This is a genomic window from Adhaeretor mobilis (assembly GCF_007741515.1).
Lineage (GTDB): Bacteria > Planctomycetota > Planctomycetia > Pirellulales > Lacipirellulaceae > Adhaeretor > Adhaeretor mobilis.
On record NZ_CP036263.1, the window covers coordinates 673,119 to 695,550 of the forward strand.

Sequence of the window (22,432 nt, forward strand, 5' to 3'; positions counted from 1 at the left end):
GCCAGCGCTAAAGCACTCAAGAATTGTTTTCTGGGCATGTCCTATCTCGTAGTCAAACTCATGTCGATAGACCGCTCTTTTGTATAGGCTTTCGAGGAGTTACTGCCTCTCGTTCTTCTCTGTGATCTCTGTGGTTCAGAAAAAAATTGGGGCACGGCTCAATTCGCCATCGCCCCGCGCACCGCGTCGAGGTGCTCCGCGAGGAACTCGGGCAAATCGCCAAGCTGCAAGTCTTCCAGTGACGTGAAGCGGAACTTTACCTGGTCACGGGAGTCGGACTCCGTCTTGATGATTCGCTGCGAACCGATTTCAGCGATTCGTCCCGTAGCGAAGGCACCGCTGGGGCCATTGAGCAGCAGGTCGACACCAGCAAGCCGCTTCGTGTGAACTGTCGCCCACGGGTCGCTGCTACCGGGTACCATCAGGTGGATTACTTGCTGGTTGTTCCAGAGGAATTGCGGTTCGCTACTACCTGTGCCTTCGGAAGCGGTTTCCGAGACCAATTCTAGCAGCTCTTCCAACAGTTCGATCGGCCAAGCGACCTTCTTCCCCGGGGGGAAACCCTTGCGAGCGAGGTGCCACTTCTTGCCGAGCACTTTCCACGGCATGACATCTTCTGGCTTTTGCTGGACGCGATCAGTGAACTTGTTGAACCCGGCCACTGCCTTTTCTACGAACGCCCAGAACGCGGGCGTGTCGATTTCCTCCCAGCTGTGTGCGGCGATCTGCACCTCTTGGAACGGGCCTCTTAGGTTCTTGCACTTGACTCGAGGATCGCGCCCGTAGGCCTCGATTTCGGGAATGTCGTTCAGGGATTTTAGTCCAAGATCGACCACGAGTTGATCGCGCTGGAAAGTTTTCTTGGCGGTGCGGAACTTGAGCTTCAGTAACCAAGGCTCACCGGTGATCGCGTGGAAGAACCAACCGTCCGACTTCTTCTCGGCAGCGATTTCAACGACCGTGCGGGCGCTCCAGTCCGTGGCACTAAACTCCCCGAGCTCGTGGATGCGATCTGTGAGCGTCTCAAGAATCTTGCCTTCCCAGTGACAATGCTCCCCAGCACGCGTGATGCGATCGCGCGTGTGCCAGCGTCTCCCATCGGTTTCCCACGGCATATCGATTTCGGCGCCGAGATCGGAAATCGCAAGGTCCCCCTTCTGAGGGGCAGCCGCTGCCTGAAAGTCGTACAGCTCGCGTTTCTCGTGGGGGCCATCCTTGAGTACACCCGCCAAGACGCCAGCGGTGTGGGAAACAACCGCGTTCTTCTTCCCTTTTTTCGTTGTCTTCAGCTCTGCTATTTGTTCTGGCGTTCCGCAAGCTACGACGCTCCCACCTTCGGCACCTGCTTCGGGGCCGATGTCGATGATCCAATCGCATTGCTTGATCACGTCGAGATTGTGTTCGATCACGACGACCGTATTTCCTAAATCGACGAGTCGATGTAGCACGTCGAGTAGCTTGCGAATATCGTCGAAGTGCAGGCCCGTCGTAGGCTCGTCGAGCAGATAAAGCGTGCGACCCGTGTCGGGGCGCGAAAGTTCCGAGGCAAGCTTCACGCGCTGGGCTTCACCACCGGATAGGGTGGCCGCGCTTTGCCCCAAGGCAACATAGTCGAGACCCACATCGACGAGCGTTTGCAGGATCTTGCGAATCTTGGGGATGTTTTCGAACAATTCCACCGCTTCGCCGCAGGACATTTCCAGCACGTCCGCGATGGAACGTCCGCGATACTCGACTTCCAAGGTCTCTGGGTTGTAGCGTTTTCCGTGGCACGTATCGCAGGGGACCCACACGTCGGGCAGGAAGTGCATTTCAATACACAACTGCCCTGCCCCGTCGCACGCATCGCAGCGTCCACCGGGGACGTTGAAGCTAAACCGTCGAGCGGAATAGCCACGGAGCTTCGCATCGGGTAACTGGGAGAATAACTCTCGAACTAAATCAAATAGGCCGGTGTACGTTGCGGGATTGGACGTTGGTGTGTTGCCCAGTGGGCGTTGGTCCACGCGAATGACTTTATCAATTTGCTCTACGCCAGCAATGTGGTCGTGTGCGCCAGGAACGGTTTTCGCACGGTGCAACGTCCTGGCAAGCTGGGCGTGGAGCACGTCCTCAACCAGCGAACTTTTCCCGCTGCCAGAGACCCCTGTCACCGCGGTGAGTGTGCCGAGTGGGAAGTCGACCGTGATGTTCTTGAGGTTGTGATGCCGGGCTCCCTTCACCGTGAGCGCTCCGTCGAACATGCGGCGGTTTGTGGGAACGGAAATGCCTTTTTTGCCACTGAGATAGGGGCCGGTTACGCTCTTGCGTTTCTTGGAAACTTCATCAGGCGTACCGCGGGCCACGATCTCGCCACCCAGGCGACCTGCCGCAGGACCGAAGTCCAGCAGGTTGTCGGCACCGGCGATGACATCACGATCATGTTCGACGACGAGCAACGTGTTGCCGAGGTCGCGTAATTTGTGCAGCGCGGACACTAGACGGGCATTATCGCGAGGGTGCAGGCCGATGGTCGGCTCGTCCAGCACGTACAATACGCCCACGAGTCCGCTACCAACTTGGCTGGCGAGGCGAATACGTTGCGACTCGCCACCGGAAAGTGTGGGGGCAGAGCGTCCAATGGTGAGATATTCGAGCCCCACATCTACGAGGAAGGTGAGCCGATTGCCAATCTCACGCACCAATTCGCCGGCAATTTTTTTCTGGTTGGCGGGCAATTTCCACTTCTTCACGATTGCGAGCAACTGGGAGAGCGGTGTACGCGAGTACTCAGCAATCGTGCGATCTTGGAATCGTACCGCTGACGAATCGTCACGCAATCGACTTCCGCCGCATTCGCTGCACTCGATCTCACCCACTAAATGTTCCAACTTCCCGCGTAACCGCGGCGACATGCGAGACGCTTCCTCCAGTGCAGGGTACAAACCCTTGTACTGGAAATGGAAAGTAGGAACGGTCTTCGCTTTTTTCGACTTGGACTTTTTGCCCGTATTCTCCTTGCTACTTTCGACTTTCACTTCGATCCAGTCGTCGCCCGTACCGTACATGACCGTGCGGCGATGCTTAGGCGAGAGTTGATCGAACGGCATGTCCAGCGGCAGCCCAGTGTGCTTAGCCAGTGCATCGAGCATGGCGTTGAACAACGGTTGCTTGACGCCGGGCCACACAAGTACGGCCCCTTCGGCGAGAGTCATTTCCATGCTGCGGAACAACACGGCCGGATTGGCACCCAGGTCCGTACCGAGTCCTTCGCAGGCATGACACCAGCCAAGGGTGCTGTTAAACGAGAAGTGATGCGGTGAAAGAGTCTCGAAGCTGCGACCGCAATCGCCACAGACGAGGTGCTGACTGTGGATTCGCACAGGCCAGCGCTCTTCGGGCGTATCGTCGGTAGCAATCGCTAGGTGCAAGATGCCCTTGCCTAGAGCAAGTGTATTCTCAATGCTATCGGCCAGCCTTGCCCGGCTAGCTTGTTTGATTGTGACGCGATCGACGATTACCTCGATCGCGTGCTTCTGCCGGCGATCGATCGAAGGCATCGCGTCGAGTTGCTGCGTTTGACCGTCAACTCGTACACGCTGATAGCCATCGGTACGCAGCTTATCCCACAGGTCTTCGTACCTGTCACCCTGGGCAAGAGCTACTGGCGCCATTAGATAGGCCTTCGTACCTTCAGGTTCACTGAGTACTGAGTCGATGACTTCATCGGCCGACTGAGTACCCACTTCAGTATCGCAGTCGGGGCAATACATTTGCCCAAGTCGCGACAGCAAAATGCGGAAGTAGTCGTAAATCTCTGTGACCGTACCTACTGTTGAACGCGGGGTGTGACCGGCACTGCGTTGTTCGATCGCGATGGCCGGGGAAAGCCCTTCGATATGCTCGACCGCCGGCTTCTGCATCTGGCCGACGAACTGCCGTGCGTAGGAACTCAGGCTCTCCACGTAGCGCCGTTGCCCCTCGGCGTAGATGGTGTCCATGGCGAGCGAGGTCTTGCCAGAACCGCTGGGGCCGCAGAATACGGTGAATTCTTCGCGAGGAATTTTCACATCCACGCCACGCAGGTTGTGCTGGCTCGCACCCTGCACGGTGATATGCGTTGCCTGTTCAATCTGCTTCCGACGCGTGGCCTTCGCAGCTCCCACTTCAGCAACTGTGCCGTCGAGATAGGGAGCAAGGGACTTGCCCGTATGAGAAACGAGAGCGGACTTCTCTCCTTTCCGCCCACCGCCTTCTGTCTTGGAAAATGCGACAATATCCTCGGGCGTACCTGCAGTGACCAACTCCCCACCGTTCTTGCCACCCTCAGGCCCGATGTCGATGAGCCAGTCGGCCGTCTTAATGACGTCAAGGTTATGCTCGACCACCAATACTGTATTGCCTGCGTCGACAAAGTCGTGCAGCACTTTGAGTAGCAATTCAATGTCAGCGAAGTGCAAGCCGGTCGTGGGCTCGTCGAGCAGATAGAGCGTTTTGCCTGTGGACTTCTTTACTAACTCACGGGCAAGCTTGATCCGCTGTGCCTCACCACCGGAAAGTGTCGGCGAGGGTTGACCCAGCTTCATGTAATCGAGTCCCACGGCATGAAGCGTTTGCAGTTTCTCGTAAATCTTGGGGATATTCTCGAAATGCTTAAGTGCCTCTTGGATGTCCATCTCCAACACGTCTGCAATCGACTTCTCGCGATACTTTACTTGCAGGGTTTCGTGATTGAAGCGATGCCCGTTGCACACATTGCACTCGATCCACACGTCAGCCAGGAAGTCCATTTCCAGCTTGTTGGAGCCATTACCGCTACACGCCTCGCAACGTCCGCCAACCACATTGAAGCTAAATCGCCCTGCCGGATAGCCACGACGCTTAGACTCAGAGAGTTGCGTGTAGAGCTTGCGAATCTCGTCGAAGACCTTGATGTAGGTGGCCGGGTTCGAGCGTGGCGTGCGTCCGATGGGTGATTGGTCGATCGCGATCAGCTTATCGAGATGCTCGAGCCCCTCAATCGAATCGTGCTCGCCGGGCAACCCTTTGCCGTTGTTCAGATCGCGGCGTAAGGCTTCGACAAGAATGTCGTTTACTAGAGAACTTTTTCCGCTGCCGGAAACGCCGGTCACGCAAACGAATGCACCGAGCGGGATCTCGATATCGACGTTCTTAAGATTGTTGTGTTTGGCGCCGCGAATTACCAGTGACTCACGGTCATTGCCCTGACCTTCGATTCTCCTCTTCTTCGGTATTTCAATTTTCTTCCGACCGGAGAGATATGCTCCTGTGACGCTCGCCTTCTTCTTCGCAATTTGATCGGCCGTGCCTTCGCCGACAACTTGGCCGCCGCGCACTCCGGGGCCAGGGCCGAAGTCGATCACGTGATCGGCGGCGCGCATGGTGTCTTCGTCGTGTTCTACGACGACCACCGTATTGCCTTGGTCTCGCAGGCGTTCGAGCGTGGAGATCAGCCGATCATTGTCCCGTGGATGCAAGCCGATCGACGGTTCATCAAGTATGTACAGGACACCCACCAATCCACAGCCGATCTGGCCCGCTAGGCGAATACGCTGCGTCTCGCCGCCGGAAAGTGTCGGAGCGGTGCGGCCCAGCGAGAGATACTCCAGCCCCACGTTCGTCAAGAACCCGAGCCGACCGCGTATTTCTTTGAGAACTTCCGACGCGATTGTTTGCTGTGTCTTGTCGAGCTGCAGCCCGGAGAAAAAGTCAGCCGCGTCGCTCAGTGGCAAGCGATTCACTTCCGGCAAAGTGAGGCTCGCGCCACGCTCAGTAGCCGAGTCGGTGAATGCAGGGTCAGACGTTGTGAGCCGTACAGAGCGGGCTTGTGGGTTAAGTCGTTCACCCTTGCAATCCGGGCAACGGATCACGTTCATGAACTGTTCGAGTTTGGCGATTAGCGACTTGCGTTTTGCGCTGCGATACTTTTCAAGCAACTCGGGGATTACGCCATCAAACTCGCCGCCGTACTTTTGGCCCGATTTGCCGGCCCGCCACGTATAGGTAATGTGCTCGTTGCCGGTGCCCCACAGCCAGATGCTTTGCTGCTCTTTGGTGAGCTCGCCCCAGGGAGTTTCCAGCAGGAAGCCTTCTTCAAGCTCCAGCTTGCGCTCCATCGTCTCGGCAACGCCGGCGTAGATGTGGCGCTTCCACCGGCCGAGGTCTTTCCAAGGTCCGATTAGCTCAATGGCACCCTTGGCGAAGGAGAGCGACTCATCCGGCACCAACTTGTCTGGGTCGAACGAGTACATGTCGCCCAGCCCGTCGCACTCGTAGCACATGCCCTGTGGACTGTTGAAACTAAACAACTGCGGTGTGGGCGATTGAAAACTCAAGCCACATGAGTTGCACGCATAGTCAGCAGACAGGAACACATCCTTCGACTTTTGCTTCACGGGCTTGCTCGCGCCGTCTTCGGTGGGCGCTTCGACAGGCGTATCACTCTTGTCGGACTCTTCGGGAGCCACAATTAGGTTGCCTTCACCGAACTTAAGACCCAATTCCACGGCCTCGGCCAATCGGCTTCGCACGTTGGCGTTCATCGTGAGCCGATCGACGACAACTTCGATGTTGTGCCGCATCTGGCGATCTAGTGCCGGCGCTTCAGTCAGCATGACAACTTCGCCATCGACACGCGCACGCACAAATCCCTTCTTCAATAAGTCTTCAAACAGATCGCGAAACTCACCCTTTTGCCGCCGCACCACGGGTGCAAGCAACATGAATTTGGTTTTCGCCGGCTGTTCGAGAATTCGCGCGATGATCTGCTCGCGCGATTGGGCGGTAATCGGTTGCTCGCACTTCGGGCAATGGCCCTGTCCCACACGGGCGTATAGCACGCGAAGAAAGTCGTAGATTTCAGTAATTGTGCCCACGGTCGACCGGGGATTATTGCCCGAGGACTTCTGCGAAATCGAGATCGACGGGCTCAGGCCGCTAATGTGGTCGACATCCGGCTTAGGCATTTGCCCCAAGAATTGTCGGGCGAAAGTGGACAGGCTCTCGACATAGCGCCGCTGGCCTTCCGCATAGAGCGTATCGAAGGCGAGCGAGCTCTTGCCGCTCCCGGACACTCCAGTCAGGCAAATGAGCTTGTTCCGAGGCAATACGAGATCGACATCGCACAGATTGTGCTCGCGGGCTCGTTTGATGATGATATCTGAGGCGGGCATGCGTCCGTGCGGGGTAGAATTCAGCGGTGTAGGATTTACTGGGGGCGCGCGTACAATCGAGAGGTGCTCAATCTCGATATTTACTCAATCTGAAGCGAACCACCCATTATAGGGCACCACGGCCAGAGACCAAGCGACGAATTCTGGTGCGAAAGCGAACTTCTCACTCAGTGCGTAATAATTCCTGCTAGCCACGGGCCAATGGCATGCCGGGAATTTGCTCGGTAGGTAAGCATTGTTCGAGATTCCCGAAGGCCTGTTAGGCCGCGGCTATTGGGTTGCGAGCCAAAAAGGCCTCGCAGCAACGAAAAACTATGATCCAACCGACCATTCACGATTACGAACTCCTAGACTTTGGCGAGGGGCGAAAGCTAGAGCAATTCGGCCCCTGGGTGCTCGACCGCCCTTGCCCGGCAGCGGTGCGAGCAAGGCAGTCTCCCGATCTTTGGAAACGGGTAACCGCACGCTTCGAAGGAGATCGTGCCGCCGATGGCAGGTGGAAGCCTAGCCATAAGAAGTGGGTCGCCCAAGAGATTGAGCTGCCTATCACTATCGACAATGCACATGCGTTTCGCATGAAGCTCACTGGGTTACCTTCTGGACAGGTTGGAATTTTCCCTGAGCAAGTTTCCAACTGGCAATGGATCGCCAAGCAGATTGCACGCGCTGGATCTCAATCGGGGCTCGGTGAGCTTCCAGCGGTGAAAGTGCTCAATCTTTTTGCCTACACCGGTGGTAGCACGCTGGCAGCCGCGGTTGCTGGAGCAGAAGTCACCCACGTAGATGCCGCAAAGAGCATGGTTGCGCGGGCTCGGAAAAATGCCGAAATCTCAGGCCTAGCCGAGCATCCAGTCCGCTGGATCGTGGAAGATGCGGTGAAGTTTTGTCAACGTGAAGTGAAGCGAGGCAATCAGTACGACGCCGTCATCCTCGATCCGCCGAGCTACGGCCACGGTCCCAAAGGCGAAGCCTGGTCAATCAGTCGCGACCTATTGCCACTACTAAAGCTCGTTGGGGAGCTTACGAGCGATCGCCGCGCGTTCATTCTTACCACCTGCCATACCCCCAACATCGGCCCCGCTGAGTTGGAAGCAATGCTCGCCGAGGGAATCTTCGGTCAGTGCGGCCAAGGCGGAAAAACGGGCAATCTGTTTCTCGAATCCGCACAAGGTAAGAAATTGCCAAGCGGCGTTTTTGCTCGTTGGCCCAATTAACGTAGACCCCACCATCTCACTCAATAGCCGCGGGCCAGCGGCCTGCTGAAGCAAGAGAGTACGCTTTTCAGCAGTGCAAATTCCCGGCGAGCCGTTGGCTCGCGGCTATTTTCCTTCGTGCTAGCAAGCTTATTGCGCTGATCTGTTCCCACTGGCTAGCGTGTTGTACGCTTCGCTCCTCAAGAGATGCCCCTGCGATTGAGGAGATGAAACCATGCTACTTGCCCTACAAGAATTCAACACCACTCAAGGCATTGTGCTGGACGATTCGGCGCAGCAAATGGTGAATGACGTGCTCGTTTGGATTGGCTTTGGTACGGTCATCGGGCTGTTGGCCAAGGGCCTCATGCCGGGGCGCGATCCGGGAGGTGCTATCGCCACGGTGATCATGGGCATCGGGGGCACGATCCTGGGCTGCGGTGTGGCGAGCTACTTTCGCGCGGGCGTGCGTGTGATTCCGATCAGCCCAATGGGCATGCTTGTGGGTACGGCCGGCACGCTGATAATTCTGTTCTTCTACAAAATGTTAGGCGGCTATTACTTTGTCGAAGGTGAGTACGTCACGCGTTCGCATCGCAGGCGTCGTGGGTACGGAAGCCGCAAGCGGTACGACACTGCTGCGTATGAGGATTAGCTAGTAGGTTGTTAGGGAATGGGATTTGTTGCAAACCCCGATTCCCTAACTCACTAGTATCTCATCCCCTCATACCTATTCCCCCTACAGAATGACAGCCGGCGACATCTAGCGCGGTCCAGGACACGGTAACCGCGGTTCGACGCCGCCAGCTGTCTTGGGGCGAGTCAGGTTGTGAAGCCCGAGGTCCTAAACCATATTTTCTGTCTACTCTGCTGTCAATTCGAAGACGAGTTTCGGTGGCGGAACTTTTGCTGCAATCTGACGGAAGGCACCCATCAGGTCGCCTTCCATCTCCGCAATGGTCGTTCCGCCGGGTACATTAATGTAAACACCTTGGCCGGCATGGGCGATAGCCTTCATGAGGTTGCGATCTGCACCGGCACCCACGGCCATCGTGTGCAGCGTGATGCCACGCTTGGCCGCTTCGGTGGCTTCCCAAAACGCGTATTGCTTCTTCCAGTCGTTGGTTGAGTAGTCGGCATTGCCATCGCCGTCGTAGTCAGTCCAATCGTCCCATTCAAAGCTCGAAGGCAAGCTCCATCCCGAGGGGCCTTGGTTGGTTTGACCATCGGTCATGATGAGCATCGTTGGCCGAGCACCGTAGCGTACATGTCCATCGTCCTGAGGATCGCTCGATGACCCGATCAACAGTTCATGCGCTTTGAGCACACCATCGCCCATGCCTGTCCAGCCGTCGTAGTCACCCGCTTGATGACGGCGTTGGATGGTATCGATCGTGGCGTAGTCGTTGGTGATGGGATCGTCGCTAATGTCGATGTCTACTTCACCATCGAAATGGCTCCACTCCTTAACGGCGTAGGCACCGTAGCTGACAAGGCCCAGTTCATCGCCAAAGTCGAGCTCGGTGAGGAAATCGCAGAACAGCGACGCACCGTTCTTGATCGCATTGAACGGATAGTGAGGCATCCGCCACATGTCCTCCGAATGGGTACGACTGTAGCGATTTTCCTGCAGGTAATTCATCATCGTGCGATAGCCGTACTTCTTGCGGTAAGGCCCACTTATCCGGCGGGTGTGATTGATATAGTCCTTCCAGAGGGAATCGCTATAGCTTGCACTAGGCTGCGGTCGTGGCGAACCATCGCTGTAGCGGCCAGCTTGTGGGAACGGGTACTTGGGGGTGCCATCCGAATAGCGCGCACCGACTTGGAGGTAATTGAATATGGTGTTAGTATTGCTGCTGTTGTAGTAAATGCCGGCGTGGGAATCGATCCGCCCGAATGCCGACAAGCACTTGGGATTGCCGGTGTTACTCCACCGAACGTCCGCAGCGACCAGCGAATCCCACATCGCGTCGAGCGAGTCTTCCACGGCCGATTGCCCGAGCGAGTTGATGCTATTTAGCGAGCTGTCGTCGTTCATCGAGGCAGAGAAGTCGAGCACGACCACGAGGTCACGCGCCTCAACAAACGCCGTGGCTGAGGTTTGCAGTGGTACCGTCGAACGACCCACCGCCCAGCCGAAGGCCAATGGCAACTGGCCATCGGGGGCCTCCACATCTTCGTCCGTACGACGGGCGACCACTTGCACGACGTTGTAGGGTGAGGCGTCCCATACAATGGGCCACGTGTGTGTCGCTTCGTTGTAGGCTCGCTTGCCGAATCGCACATCGGTAGCAGGGTTAATGTAGACGCCATTTGCAGCAGCGACTTGCTCTGCCATGGCGCGTGCCGCATCCGCAGCAATAGAGTTCGCGTCGAGATCGACCGAGCCATCGCCCGAACCAGCAGCGTAAACCGCAGCAGTGATTTCCTGAGCAGCAGCCAAGGCGGCAGCGTCCACGCCGTTTTGCATACGCGTTTCTGTGAGAACCATGCGGCCCGTATCGACAGACATGGCCACGAAGGCGAATACGACGCACAAGCAAAAGCCGGTAAGCACCACGGCGATGCCGCGACGAGGGGCCCGTGCGAGCCCCAATATCATGTTGTTCTTAGTCGTGATGTTCATAGGTGCCTCCAACGGCCAGCTGCGTATAACTGTGACAAAGTCCTGTAAGTTTCGATCAATAGTTGCATTGGCTATTCGGAATAGGTCAACCGTCCATTTCGAAAGGTGATCGAAGCGGTCAAGGTGTAGTCGTTGTCCTCCGGGACTGGCGTATAACTTACCGAAGAGTAAGGGGTTTCCACGGTCACATCGAATAGCTTCAAGTCGTTTGCCGGATCGTCGAGATTGAAATTCAGGTCAGGATTATTGTGATCGCGGATAAGCACATCGATCGAATCGCGATCCATCCCTGCCGAAGCAAGGTAGTTCTTCACGTCATTAGCGATCTTACTGTTGGCAGTTTCACCACCAGTGAGCATGCCGACGCGATCCATCGACGCGAAGCGAGCCCCTTCGCGAGCGGCCGTTTGCAGCAGGTTTTGAGCGTTGTAGACGCGGCTTAGCTCAATGAGCCCGACGGCAATCGCCAGCAGAACTGGCGCAACGACGGCAAACTCTACCGCCACGGCCCCGAGTCGCGAGCCATTTTTCATTGGTTTAATACGGTACATTTTTGAGACTCCAAGAGGGGACGAGGCGATTAGGTAATGGATAGGTGAGCGGAGGTTGTTAGGTAGGTCTCTAGAGCAAAAAGAATTTCGTAGTGGAATTATTCGTGACGGATAAACGATTGACCGCCCAGCACAACGCCACTCATAAAGGGCATCGGCACTAGCGCGATGTCGTTATAAGGAATCGTCGCACGCACAACGATTAACTGACGCGGCTCGGCATTGGCGACTTCCACGCCCGGCATGGCTTCGATTTCACTAGCGTCGGATCCATCGGAGTCGGGCGTGTCCATGCTGCTGGCATCGTTCACAAACACGTTGAGCGAATCCGTCGAAATAGCTGAGCCGAGAGTCTGGTGCACGCGTTGCGAGACTTGGGCGGTGGTGGTCCCTTCGGTCGAACCGAGCCGGGCGCCACTACGACAAGCACTTTGCATCAGATTAGCTACCATCTGCGCGTGACCCAGCTCGATGAGCGCAAGCACGAAGAAGAACAGGATCGGCAATACGAAAGCTGCTTCCACGGCAGACGTGCCACGGCAAATCTCGCTTTGTTTGCGACTTAGCAAGGTGCGACGGGATTCGCTGTGTATTGGATGGGGCATGGCAGGAAACTCCCGCGATTGTCATGCGCAAGCCTCAGCGCAGGCAACTTGGGTGGCGGTTCGAATTCAGTGAAATGGACTCAGGAAAAGTGTTGCGCCACTCGTGCTTTCTTGGCAGTCGTGCCGCGGTAGCCGAAATCGTTGAAAAGGGCAGATGGAATTGTCTGTGGAGTTCCGGCTATTAGAATCCTATGTCAATAATCTCAGGCCGGTCGGAAGATTCCTAGAAAACTAATATTGGGGACTTTCCGCCACTGACGCCCAATGAAAGTCGAGGCGAGAATGCAACAGTAAGTGCAACAACTCGGCATTTTTTCGGACATGCGAACTCGAAAGCCCCGCGTAGAAACGCTCGGGACACAGGATTGCGTAGGCTAGAACGAGTTGTACACGTTCCGGCCTACCTCTTACCGACCTCTGCGCCTCCCCGTGAAACTACAATTGCCTACCTATTTTACTTGTCCCTCGCTCTCTGGCGTGTTAAAAACAATGATCGGGGAGTGGGCGGATTGGGTCGGGCATCTTCAGGTGGACAGGCGACACTGGCGTGACAAACGGCGAAATCACTCTGCGCGTGCTCGATGGCGCTGACCGCGGGGATGTTTACGAAACCCTCGAGACGCCGATCACGATCGGGCGGGAGGAAGGCAACACCGTCCAGTTGCATGACGAACGCATTAGCCGCTTCCATCTCAAAATCCAGGAAGATCGCGACAAGCTGGTTCTCACCGACCTGGAAAGCACCAACGGCACGCGAGTCAACGGCGAGGATACGCACCTGCGGATTCTGCGTTACGGCGATGTGATTACTCTGGGCCGTTCCGTATTACTCTTCGGCACCCGCAAGCAAATCGCAAGTCGTTTGGAAGAACTTCGCGGCGGTCTGGGCGACACGAACGAGATCACCGCGGACGAAATCTCTGCTCAGGCAGCCGACTCGAAATCCATGAGTTTTGCCTTCCGCCTAGGTTCTTCAGAAGACCTGCAAAGCACGCTTCACATCCCCAGCCCGCCTGACTTGCCGGAGTCGCTCAGTCCGGGCCAAGCGGCGCAAGTATCCGAGTTACTGGAATACCTCCACCTTCGTGCTCGTCAGCTTTTGCAAAACGCCGTGGTCGAAGAAAACACCGGCCGCGTCGTGATCCCGCTCGCCTACTGGCAAGATCTCTTGGAAATGCAATCGCAACTGGCAGAGTACATGCGCAGGATTGGGGAGCCCGGGCAGAAGTAGCTTTATGGTCCTCGTTCCCACGCTCCCGCGTGGGAACGCAAGAGCCAGCCGCTCTGCGGCGATTGCACTCCATTTCGCTATGAATCTTCAACTTCATCCTAGCGACGCCCAAGGGTTCTCTACTCTATCCTCATCCTCAATCTCAATCGTTTGGCTAGATGACCCTACCGGTAAGAACGCAACTGCCATCAGTAAAAAGTAGGCACCGTAAATCGCTAAGAACACTCGGAGGTCCCCTGGCTGAACCTCTACTCCACTCAGGCCGATCCCTATTCCTCCCGCCTCAAACAACGCGAGTATCAATAACGCAGGAACGAAGAAAAAAAGCCTCCAAGAGATAGTTTGACCAGCAGCCAGCTCGTGTAAACGTCGCCTTCCAACTAAAATACGAAGCACGAAGAAGGCCAAGGGCAGCCCAGCGATAAGCATGACATCCAAGAATGCGTTCCTATTGATTAGTCCCCCTTTTCCAAAAATTGCGTCTGAGAGGGCTGTCACCAAGATCACAAAGGCAGGCAGTACGCCGTCCCAGAAAACAAGCGGTGCAATCCACTTCAGATATCTCATGCCCCGACCTATCACGTTGAGTTCAACTCATTCCACGATTATACAACGTCAGTGCCGCTGAGCGGCTGGATATTGCGTTCCCACGCAGGAGCGTGGGAACGAGGCTTGGATTCTTTGGTCGGCGAGCCTCCCGTCGGAATGACATGAGCCCCGTGACATCACGGCAGGGCAGTAGGTACAATCACGGTTCACGTGTAATGACTACCCCATGGATCGGGGTCGGGGACGACCCGGCTCTCTAGCTGCTCCTCACTGTTATGCCCGCTCCCTCGTTCGTTCATCTTCACTGCCATAGCCATTACAGTTTGCTTGACGGAGCGAGTCCCATCGGCGGGCTGGTCAATCGGGCGAAAGAGCTGGGCATGAATGCGCTAGCGCTGACCGACCACGGCAATCTCTATGGCTCGCTGCAGTTTTACAAAGCGGCCAAAGCGGCAGGCATCAATCCGGTACTCGGTTACGAGGCATACGTGGCACCGGGCAGTCGGCACGACCACAGCGGCGCCGCCTCCAGCAAGGCGGCCAGCTATCATCTGACGCTGCTTGCCAAGAATGCCACCGGGTTTCGTAACCTCGTAAAGATGGCTAGCAGTGCTTACTTGGAAGGCTTCTATCACAAGCCTCGCATCGATCGCGACTTGCTAGAAGCGCACAGCGAAGGAATCATCTGCTTGAGCGGTTGCGTATCGGGTGAATTCTCCCGCTCGCTACTCAATGGGAACGAGGGCCCGCTGGAGGAGCAAATCGTTGCCGCGAAAGAAATCGCCGGCTGGTTTCACGGGGTATTCGATGATCGCTACTTCATCGAAGTGCAAGACAACGGCGTAGAGATCCAGCGTCTCGCGAAAGAGGCAGCAGTCATCGTGGCCAACCAAATGGGCTTGCCGATGGTTGCCACTAGCGATGCTCACTATGTGAACCAAGAAGATGCCGAGGCCCAAGACGTACTGCTGTGCATCAATACGGGCAAGTTCCGCACGGACACAAACCGCATGAAGATGGAGGGCGATCAGTTCTTCCTGCGCAGTGCGGACCAGATGTTTGAAGCGCTGCCCGATATGGCAGAAGCTTTGGGACGCTCGCAAGAGATTGCCGATTCGGTGGACATCGACCTGGAACTAGGCAAACGCCATTTCCCCACGTTTAAGCCGCCCGAAGAAAAGAACTCTCAGGAGTATCTGCACGAGCTGTGCGTGGAGGGGCTCAAAGAGCGCTATGCGAAAGCGACGCATCGCTGGAAGGACGAGGATCCGGCCACGGGAGAGCTCTCCCAAGAAGTACATGACCGGCTTGATCGCGAGCTGGGCGTGATCAACAAGCTAGGATTTCCTGATTACTTCCTCATCGTATGGGACTTCGTGCGATTCGCTGTACGCGAGAGTATACCCTGCACGGCACGCGGTTCGGGCGTGGGCTCACTGGTTTGCTACGCCCTGAAGATGAGTCACGTCTGTCCGCTGGACTACGACCTGCTGTTCGAGCGGTTCCTCGACGAAAATCGCTTAGAAGCGCCTGATATCGATATCGACTTCTGCAAGGAACGCCGCGGCGAAGTCATTCAATACGTGAAGGATAAGTACGGCGAAGCGAACGTCGCACAAATTGGCACGTTCGGCACGCTGGCTGCACGGGCGGCCATCCGCGATGTGGGCCGTACGATGAGTATCCCGATTTTCCGCGTGGATCAAATCGTCGGCATGGTGCCTGATCAGTTGGGCATTTCGATCGACAAAGCGTTGGAAACCTCTGACGAACTCAACAAGACCTACGAAGCCGACCCGGAAATCCACGAGCTGCTGGACCTCGCCCGCAAAATCGAAGGCCTAGCACGCAACGTAGGCACGCATGCCGCGGCTGTGGTCATCGCTGAAAAGCCGGTCGACGAGTACGTGCCCCTACAACGCGTGAAGGGCAAGACGGAAATCATCACTCAATGGGCGATGAACGACGTCGAAGAGGCCGGCCTGCTGAAGATGGACTTCCTGGGATTGCGGAATCTCACGATCCTTGCCCGCACCGTCGATCTCGTCGAGCAATCGCAAGGCAAGCGAATCGACCCGCACGATTTCCCGCTCGACGACCAGGAAAGCTACGCACTGCTGTGTCGTGGCGAAACGAAAGGCATCTTCCAACTTGAGTCGGGCGGCATTCGCGATCTGCTGCAACGCATGAAGCCCGACCACTTCCGCGACATTATCGCTACCGCGGCACTTTATCGTCCTGGCCCGCTCGAAGGGGGCATGGTCGATCAGTACATCGAGGTCAAGCATGGTCGCAAGCCGGCGGAATACCCGCACCCGTTGATGGAAGACATCCTGGAGGAAACTCATGGCGTGATGGTTTACCAGGAGCAGGTCATGCGGATTCTCAATCGGCTTGGTGGCATTCAGCTCTCCAATGCGTACACGTGCATCAAAGCAATCAGCAAGAAAAAGCTGCCCATGATCGCGAAGTATCGCGAGGAGTTCATCAACGGTGCAACGGAACAAGGGCTCGACAAGAAGAAGGCAGTTGAACTGTTCGAAATGATCGAGAAGTTCGCCGGCTACGGTTTCAACAAGAGCCATTCGACGGCCTATGCCTTGATCGCCTACCAAACGGCCTACCTAAAAGCGCACTACCCGGTGGAGTTCATGGCGGCACTCCTCTCCTGCGATATCCCGGGGAGAAACTTTAAAAGCAAGGATGCGCTCGTCGAGCATCTGGAAGACTGCCGGCGTATGGATATTGAAGTCGTACCCCCGAGTGTGAACGCCGGGGAGCCTGAGTTCCGAGTTGAGGGTGAGAAGATTCACTTCGGCCTGAGCGCTGTCAAGGCGTGCGGTGGTGCGGCTGCGGAGTCGATCCAACGAGAACGAGAAGCAGGTGGCCCGTACAAAAGTATCTTCGACTTCTGTGAACGCATCGACGCAGCCGATTGCAATCGAGCCACGATTGAGGCACTCGTGAAAAGTGGTGCATTCGATGAATTGGGCGGCAATCGGGCCCAGTACCTCGCAGCACTCGACCGCGCCATGCAAGCCGGAGCCGCAGCCGCCGACAATCGCAAGAGCGGTCAGAAAGGCTTGTTTGACGACGTTGAGGAAGAGGAAACCGTGACCGACGCCTCGCTCGATCTACCGGCAATGACTGCGTGGCCAGAGAAAGAACAACTTGTGTTGGAGAAGGAAGTCCTCGGCTTCTATCTCAGTAGTCATCCGCTGGCTGAGTTCGAGACGACGCTGCGAACCTTTTGTACGCACTCCAGTAAGTCGATCGGTGCGCTAGAGCATCGCGACGAGGTGCTCATGGGCGGCATGCTGGCGGCGATCAAGCTTTCGCACACCAAGAATCCTCGCCCGGGACAAGTTCACACCAAGTACGCCATGTGGGATTTGGAAGATCTCGACGGCATTACTCGCTGTATCATGTGGCCGGAGCAATTTGCTGAATTCGGCGAGCATGTCGAGGGGGACGCCATTCTCGCGATCAAAGGCAAAGTCGATCGTCGCCCCGGTGCGGAAGAAGTAAACCTGATCGTTGACGAGCTCATTCCTATCGCTGAGCTGCCCGAAAAGTACAGCAGCGGCGTCGTTATTCGCGTGGAAGAGGAGAAGCACGGTGAACAGGCACTCAAGCAATTACGGGAAATCCTAAGGGGCTACCCGGGCCGCAAGAAACTCAAGCTACGACTCGACCTAGCACGCGGCGGGCACTTGTGGCTGGACAGCCAATGGCAAGGCGTGGACCTGACCAGCGAATGCCGCGATCGGGTCGATGGACTTCTCGGCCCAGGCAACCTCCAACTACAGACCGCTCGTCCGCAGCCTTCCCAAAGAAACGGCAACCGACAAAAGAAGTGGCAGAAAGGGCGTGGCTAGCGGGTGTTCGCTGACTATGATGGAAGCCTTAGTATTCGAACCACAGAGGACCAATGGGACGCGGATGAATGCAGATTGGCCTGATAAACGCCGATCAAAAATCGAGAAAGAAGAAAATTACTGCTGGCGAAATTAACTGATTGAGAAAGCCGCAAGGATCCGCTCAATCAGCGTCTGTCCGTATTGCATCTCTAGGCCATGCTCAGACAGATTGCCCAATTTATTTCTCTCCGTGATCTCTGTGCCCTCTGTGGTTCAAATACATTGTGTTACCCAACACTCATTAGGCAACTATTACTAGGCAACTATGTCACTCATTAAACGCATTCTCGTTACCGGCGGTGCCGGTTTTCTTGGCTCGCACCTTTGCGAACGACTCGTGGGCGAAGGTCACGACGTGTTGTGCCTGGATAATTTCTTCACGAGCCAAAAGTCGAACGTTGAGCCTTTACTAGACTCGCATAACTTTGAACTCATTCGACATGACATTACGCAGCCGATTTTTTTGGAAGTCGACGAGATCTACAACTTTGCTTGTCCAGCCGCTCCGGGACACTATCAGTACAATCCGATTAAAACGATGAAGACCTCCATCCTCGGAGCGATTCACACGCTGGGGCTCGCTAAACGTTGCAACGCGAAAGTTTTGCAAGCTTCGACAAGCGAAGTCTACGGCGACCCAGAGGTTCACCCGCAAGTGGAAAGCTATCGTGGATGCGTAAATCCGATAGGCACGCGGGCTTGTTACGACGAAGGCAAGCGTGCCGCGGAAACGCTCTTCTGCGACTACCATCGTCACAACGGAGTAAACGTGCGGCTGGTTCGCATTTTCAATACCTACGGACCGCGCATGCATCCTTATGACGGCCGCGTCGTATCGAACTTTATTCGCCAAGCACTCGCGGATGAGGATATCACCATTTTCGGCGACGGTAGTCAGACGCGTTCGTTCTGCTATCGGGACGATCTGATCGAAGGCATCGTGCGCATGATGAATGGCCCCAACGACTTCATTGGCCCCGTGAATGTTGGCAACCCAGGTGAATTCACGATCCGTGAACTGGCCGAGTTAGTGATCGAGCTTACCGGTGCCAAGTCGAAGCTTATCGAAATGCCACTTCCGGCGGACGATCCCACTCGGCGACGCCCAGATATCTCGTTGGCAAAAGAAAAGCTCGGCTGGGAACCCGAAGTATCTCTGCGTGATGGCCTCGCGAAGACAATTGAATGGTTCCGCTCGATCGATCTTTCCACCTACCGCCCACCAACGCCGAACTTTGTCTGAGTTTGCACTGCCCTTTAGGGAGTAGATTATCGCTAGCCGCTTGGAGTGCCATGTTCCGCTGGTTTCTGCGTCGTAAGCTTGCTGCCGAGGAGAAGAAGCTAGACGCCTCGATGGACTACCTGCGTCACATTCTTGACGTCTCTCCGGGTGCGTTCTTTCGCTTCGCCAGCATAATGCCGTTTGCAAACTCGCTGAATAAGCTGCCCTAAGAGGCATGGTTCGTGGCCCAGTTGGTGACCTTGCGTCGTGAAGACTGCGGGCCCTGTTTGCAGATCGGTGTGAACCAAGCCCAACAGGCCAAGATCGACGCAGGGCTACTCAGCACGGTACTTGCTGGCAACTACGGGGAGCTGAGCGAAGAGCTGCAGGAGGTCGTGAAGTTTACTGAATCAATCGCCAGCGCCTAAGATGTCGAGGAAGAACTTCGCGAAACCTTACGCATCCGTTACGGCGAGCGTGGCCTAGTCGAGCTAGCCTATGCTATTCCGCCGACAGTCAAGAGAGCCCTGGGCTATGCGAAGAGCTGTAGTGAGGTGGTTGTGAGGTGTTAACCCTGTCAGCTGTACACAAATCTAGAAAATGGGCAGCACCGACACTTTCTCCTCATTTAGTTTGGCTATCTGGCAAAGAGCGCAAGGGAGAAGTGTCGGTGTGCGGAGCACAAGAGGTCTTCAGGATGCTCGGTGCTGTCTATCCAGGCCTCTTGTCGCAAGCGACCCCGACACTTGTCCGAGTCAGCCGCCAGAGCAGGCAAGCCTTTCAGCGGACGAAGTGTCGCGGCTACCCGAGTCTGTCGGTTTTCAGGCTGGCTGATTTGTTTGTAACTGACAGATGTTGGCCAGGAGCAACTAATCGATCTCAGAAAAGGAGGCATCCATTGCCTCCTTATCGCAAGAAAGCAAGTACGCATTAAATCGATCATAGAGTTTCTTGAGCAACGGCCTGTTTGGACCAACGACGTCCATTCCACGGTCGTCGTAAGCAAGGGCCATTATTCGCTCCTCAAGATTAAATAGGTAGACGGTCGCGTGTGCTCGCGGTTTGATCGGACCAAAATCTGATGAGAAAGCGCACCACAATACGTTCAGGAGACGATCCGGAGGAATGTCGAAAACAAAATAGTGCCAATGGCAATTTGAGTAGTCTTCATCGCCTTCCCACTCTTCTTCTCTCTCTGTCCAGTACTCTTTGCTCTGCTTCGGGTAAATCTCCAGTTCAATCAATCCCCTCAGTACCGATCTGCAGGAAAGCAGGGACTCACCAAAAACTTTGAAGCAAACGGTTAAGGGTTTGTCCGGTCGAAATATTTCCGAACAAATCTCCATCCCTTTTCGATGGGCTGTCAGGAACTGATTGAGGTAGTTCCCACCTTCGGAGAGCTCGAACCGAAGCCCTCCTCCATACCCATAGAAGAGAGGCCTCTTAAAAGCATTGCCGTCAAACGTTGAGTCGATTTGGTCGCGGTAGTTCATGGCAGCCTACATTGTCGTAGCGCTAGTTTGCTTCTGTCTACCTCGAATCCGACGAGACTAGTTCTATATTCGCCATCAGCGACTCCTCGCCAACCACTTCGCCCTGCCAGCCCGCTGACAAACCTGCGAGCTATGTGTAAAATCTACCACTCTATGAGTCGAGTCGGGCGTGGGTGTCATCTCCATCACAACGATAGCGAAGGACGAAGCCATGAGTAACGACGGTCGCAAACCTACCACCACCGATGCCGGGATTCCTGTTGCTAGCGACGAGCATTCGCTGACCGTGGGGCCCGATGGGCCGATTCTTCTGCACGATCATTACCTGATCGAGCAGATGGCCAACTTCAATCGCGAACGCATTCCCGAACGCCAACCGCACGCGAAGGGTTCCGGAGCGTTTGGCCGGTTTGAAGTCACGCACGACGTGAGCGCCTACACCAAGGCGGCCGTGTTTCAGCCGGGCACAAAGACCGACACGCTGATCCGCTTCTCTACGGTTGCTGGCGAGCGCGGCAGCCCAGATACGTGGCGCGACCCGCGTGGCTTTGCGCTGAAGTTCTACACCAGCGAAGGCAACTACGACATGGTCGGGAACAACACGCCCGTGTTCTTCCTACGCGACCCGATGAAGTTCCAGCACTTCATTCGCAGCCAAAAACGCCGCGCCGACAATGGCCTGCGCGACAACGATATGCAGTGGGATTTCTGGAGTCTCTCACCCGAGTCGGCCCACCAAGTCACTTGGCTGATGGGTGATCGCGGCATCCCCAAGAGCTGGCGCCACATGAATGGCTATTCCAGCCACACGTACATGTGGGTCAACGCAGCCGGTGAACGGTTTTGGGTGAAGTACCACTTCAAGACCGACCAAGGCATCGACTTCCTCACGCAGGACGAAGCCGATAAGCTGGCTGGCACCGATGGTGACTACCATCGTCGGGACCTGTTCAACGCAATCAAACGGGGCGATCACCCGAGTTGGACGCTGCATATGCAGATCATGCCGTTTGATGATGCGGCCAACTACCGGTTCAATCCATTCGACTTGACTAAGGTCTGGCCGCACGCGGATTACCCGCTGCAAGAAGTGGGCAAGCTTACGCTTGATCGCAACCCAACGGATTTCCACACGGAGATCGAGCAAGCCGCCTTCGAGCCGAACAACCTGGTGCCGGGCATCGGCATCAGCCCCGACAAGATGCTCCTCGGGCGCATCTTCTCCTATGCCGACGCGCACCGGCATCGTCTGGGTGTGAACTACAAGCAGATCCCCGTGAACCGTCCCAAGTGTGAGGTGAATAGCTACACCAAGGACGGACCCATGCGGATCGACAACGTGAGCGACCCCGTATACGCCCCTAACTCCAAAGGGGGTCCACAAGCAGACGGCGCCAAGTACCCCGAAATGGCTACCTGGAGCGCCGACGGCCAGTTCACCCGCGCCGCCTACACACTCCACGCCGAAGACGACGATTGGGGCCAAGCTGGCACACTGGTGCGCGAGGTGATGAACGACGAGGAACGCGACCGCCTAGTGTCGAACATTGTTGGCCACCTCAAAGGCGGCGTGGAAGAGCCCGTGCTAGGTCGGGCGCTGGAGTATTGGAAGAACGTGGACAAGGATCTTGGGGAACGGGTTGCCAAAGGTGTTGCGTAGGGTCCTCTGTGCGGACCATCCTGAGCTTCCAACGAGTCTCAATAGTGCCACCTAGCTATCGGCTTAAACAATCGAGTAGCCGACCCGCGCCCTCGGTCCGCACAGAGGCCGTGAATTTTTCTCAACCGGGCCTGAGGTCCTAGTGCTCGGGGGTTCTTTCTTGAAAGGTTGGTTGTGTCGTTGTTAAACACCCCTGTTTGCTAAAGT

General features: G+C 56.0%; 14 protein-coding genes. 8 read left to right on the forward strand and 6 right to left on the reverse strand.

All coding sequences use genetic code 11. The features are described 5' to 3' along the window. Window positions 1-158: 158 nt before the first annotated feature. Window positions 159-7,172, reverse strand: a complete 7,014-nt coding sequence (uvrA, locus tag HG15A2_RS02635; RefSeq protein WP_145057562.1) for an excinuclease ABC subunit UvrA — start codon at window positions 7,170-7,172, stop codon at window positions 159-161. A 314-nt stretch (window positions 7,173-7,486) separates the two neighbouring features. Here uvrA and HG15A2_RS02640 point away from each other — a divergent pair, with 314 nt between their 5' ends. Then, window positions 7,487-8,386: a class I SAM-dependent methyltransferase gene (locus HG15A2_RS02640; protein ID WP_145057565.1), complete on the forward strand. Its 900-nt coding sequence runs from the start codon at window positions 7,487-7,489 to the stop codon at window positions 8,384-8,386. 214 nt (window positions 8,387-8,600) lie between these two features. Next, complete coding sequence (locus HG15A2_RS02645) at window positions 8,601-9,020, forward strand: GlsB/YeaQ/YmgE family stress response membrane protein (RefSeq protein ID WP_246117862.1); 420 nt, start codon at window positions 8,601-8,603, stop codon at window positions 9,018-9,020. Window positions 9,021-9,227: 207 nt separating this feature from the next. Here HG15A2_RS02645 and HG15A2_RS02650 read toward each other — a convergent pair whose 3' ends face one another. The 3 genes from HG15A2_RS02650 to HG15A2_RS02660 all read right to left on the reverse strand — a co-directional run bounded on the left by HG15A2_RS02650 (window position 9,228) and on the right by HG15A2_RS02660 (window position 12,150). After that, window positions 9,228-10,994: a VWA domain-containing protein gene (locus HG15A2_RS02650; RefSeq protein ID WP_145057567.1), complete on the reverse strand. Its 1,767-nt coding sequence runs from the start codon at window positions 10,992-10,994 to the stop codon at window positions 9,228-9,230. Window positions 10,995-11,065: 71 nt separating this feature from the next. Beyond that, a complete protein-coding gene (locus HG15A2_RS02655; RefSeq protein WP_145057569.1) occupies window positions 11,066-11,545 on the reverse strand; it encodes a TadE family protein in 480 nt (159 codons plus the stop codon). Between the two features lie 98 nt (window positions 11,546-11,643). Beyond that, window positions 11,644-12,150: a TadE/TadG family type IV pilus assembly protein gene (locus tag HG15A2_RS02660; RefSeq protein WP_145057571.1), complete on the reverse strand. Its 507-nt coding sequence runs from the start codon at window positions 12,148-12,150 to the stop codon at window positions 11,644-11,646. Between the two features lie 547 nt (window positions 12,151-12,697). Here HG15A2_RS02660 and HG15A2_RS02665 point away from each other — a divergent pair. After that, entirely contained in the window at window positions 12,698-13,381 is a 684-nt protein-coding gene (locus HG15A2_RS02665; RefSeq protein WP_145057573.1) for an FHA domain-containing protein, read from the forward strand. A gap of 93 nt (window positions 13,382-13,474) precedes the next feature. Here HG15A2_RS02665 and HG15A2_RS02670 read toward each other — a convergent pair whose 3' ends face one another. Continuing rightward, window positions 13,475-13,948: a hypothetical protein gene (locus tag HG15A2_RS02670; RefSeq protein WP_145057575.1), complete on the reverse strand. Its 474-nt coding sequence runs from the start codon at window positions 13,946-13,948 to the stop codon at window positions 13,475-13,477. A 257-nt stretch (window positions 13,949-14,205) separates the two neighbouring features. Between HG15A2_RS02670 and dnaE the strand changes: the two genes are divergently transcribed. The 4 genes from dnaE to HG15A2_RS02685 all read left to right on the forward strand — a co-directional run bounded on the left by dnaE (window position 14,206) and on the right by HG15A2_RS02685 (window position 19,500). Further along, entirely contained in the window at window positions 14,206-17,808 is a 3,603-nt protein-coding gene (gene dnaE / locus HG15A2_RS02675) for a DNA polymerase III subunit alpha (protein ID WP_145057577.1), read from the forward strand. A gap of 307 nt (window positions 17,809-18,115) precedes the next feature. Then, on the forward strand, window positions 18,116-19,093 hold the full coding sequence (locus HG15A2_RS02680) for a UDP-glucuronic acid decarboxylase family protein (RefSeq protein ID WP_145057579.1): 978 nt from the start codon (window positions 18,116-18,118) through the stop codon (window positions 19,091-19,093). Between the two features lie 50 nt (window positions 19,094-19,143). Further along, window positions 19,144-19,302: a hypothetical protein gene (locus tag HG15A2_RS23755; RefSeq protein ID WP_218932284.1), complete on the forward strand. Its 159-nt coding sequence runs from the start codon at window positions 19,144-19,146 to the stop codon at window positions 19,300-19,302. Between the two features lie 12 nt (window positions 19,303-19,314). Further along, a complete protein-coding gene (locus HG15A2_RS02685) occupies window positions 19,315-19,500 on the forward strand; it encodes a hypothetical protein (RefSeq protein ID WP_145057581.1) in 186 nt (61 codons plus the stop codon). A 441-nt stretch (window positions 19,501-19,941) separates the two neighbouring features. Here HG15A2_RS02685 and HG15A2_RS02690 read toward each other — a convergent pair whose 3' ends face one another. Further along, on the reverse strand, window positions 19,942-20,565 hold the full coding sequence (locus HG15A2_RS02690) for a DUF3885 domain-containing protein (RefSeq protein WP_145057583.1): 624 nt from the start codon (window positions 20,563-20,565) through the stop codon (window positions 19,942-19,944). A gap of 211 nt (window positions 20,566-20,776) precedes the next feature. Between HG15A2_RS02690 and HG15A2_RS02695 the strand changes: the two genes are divergently transcribed. Next, entirely contained in the window at window positions 20,777-22,225 is a 1,449-nt protein-coding gene (locus HG15A2_RS02695; RefSeq protein WP_145057586.1) for a catalase, read from the forward strand. Window positions 22,226-22,432: the final 207 nt, after the last annotated feature.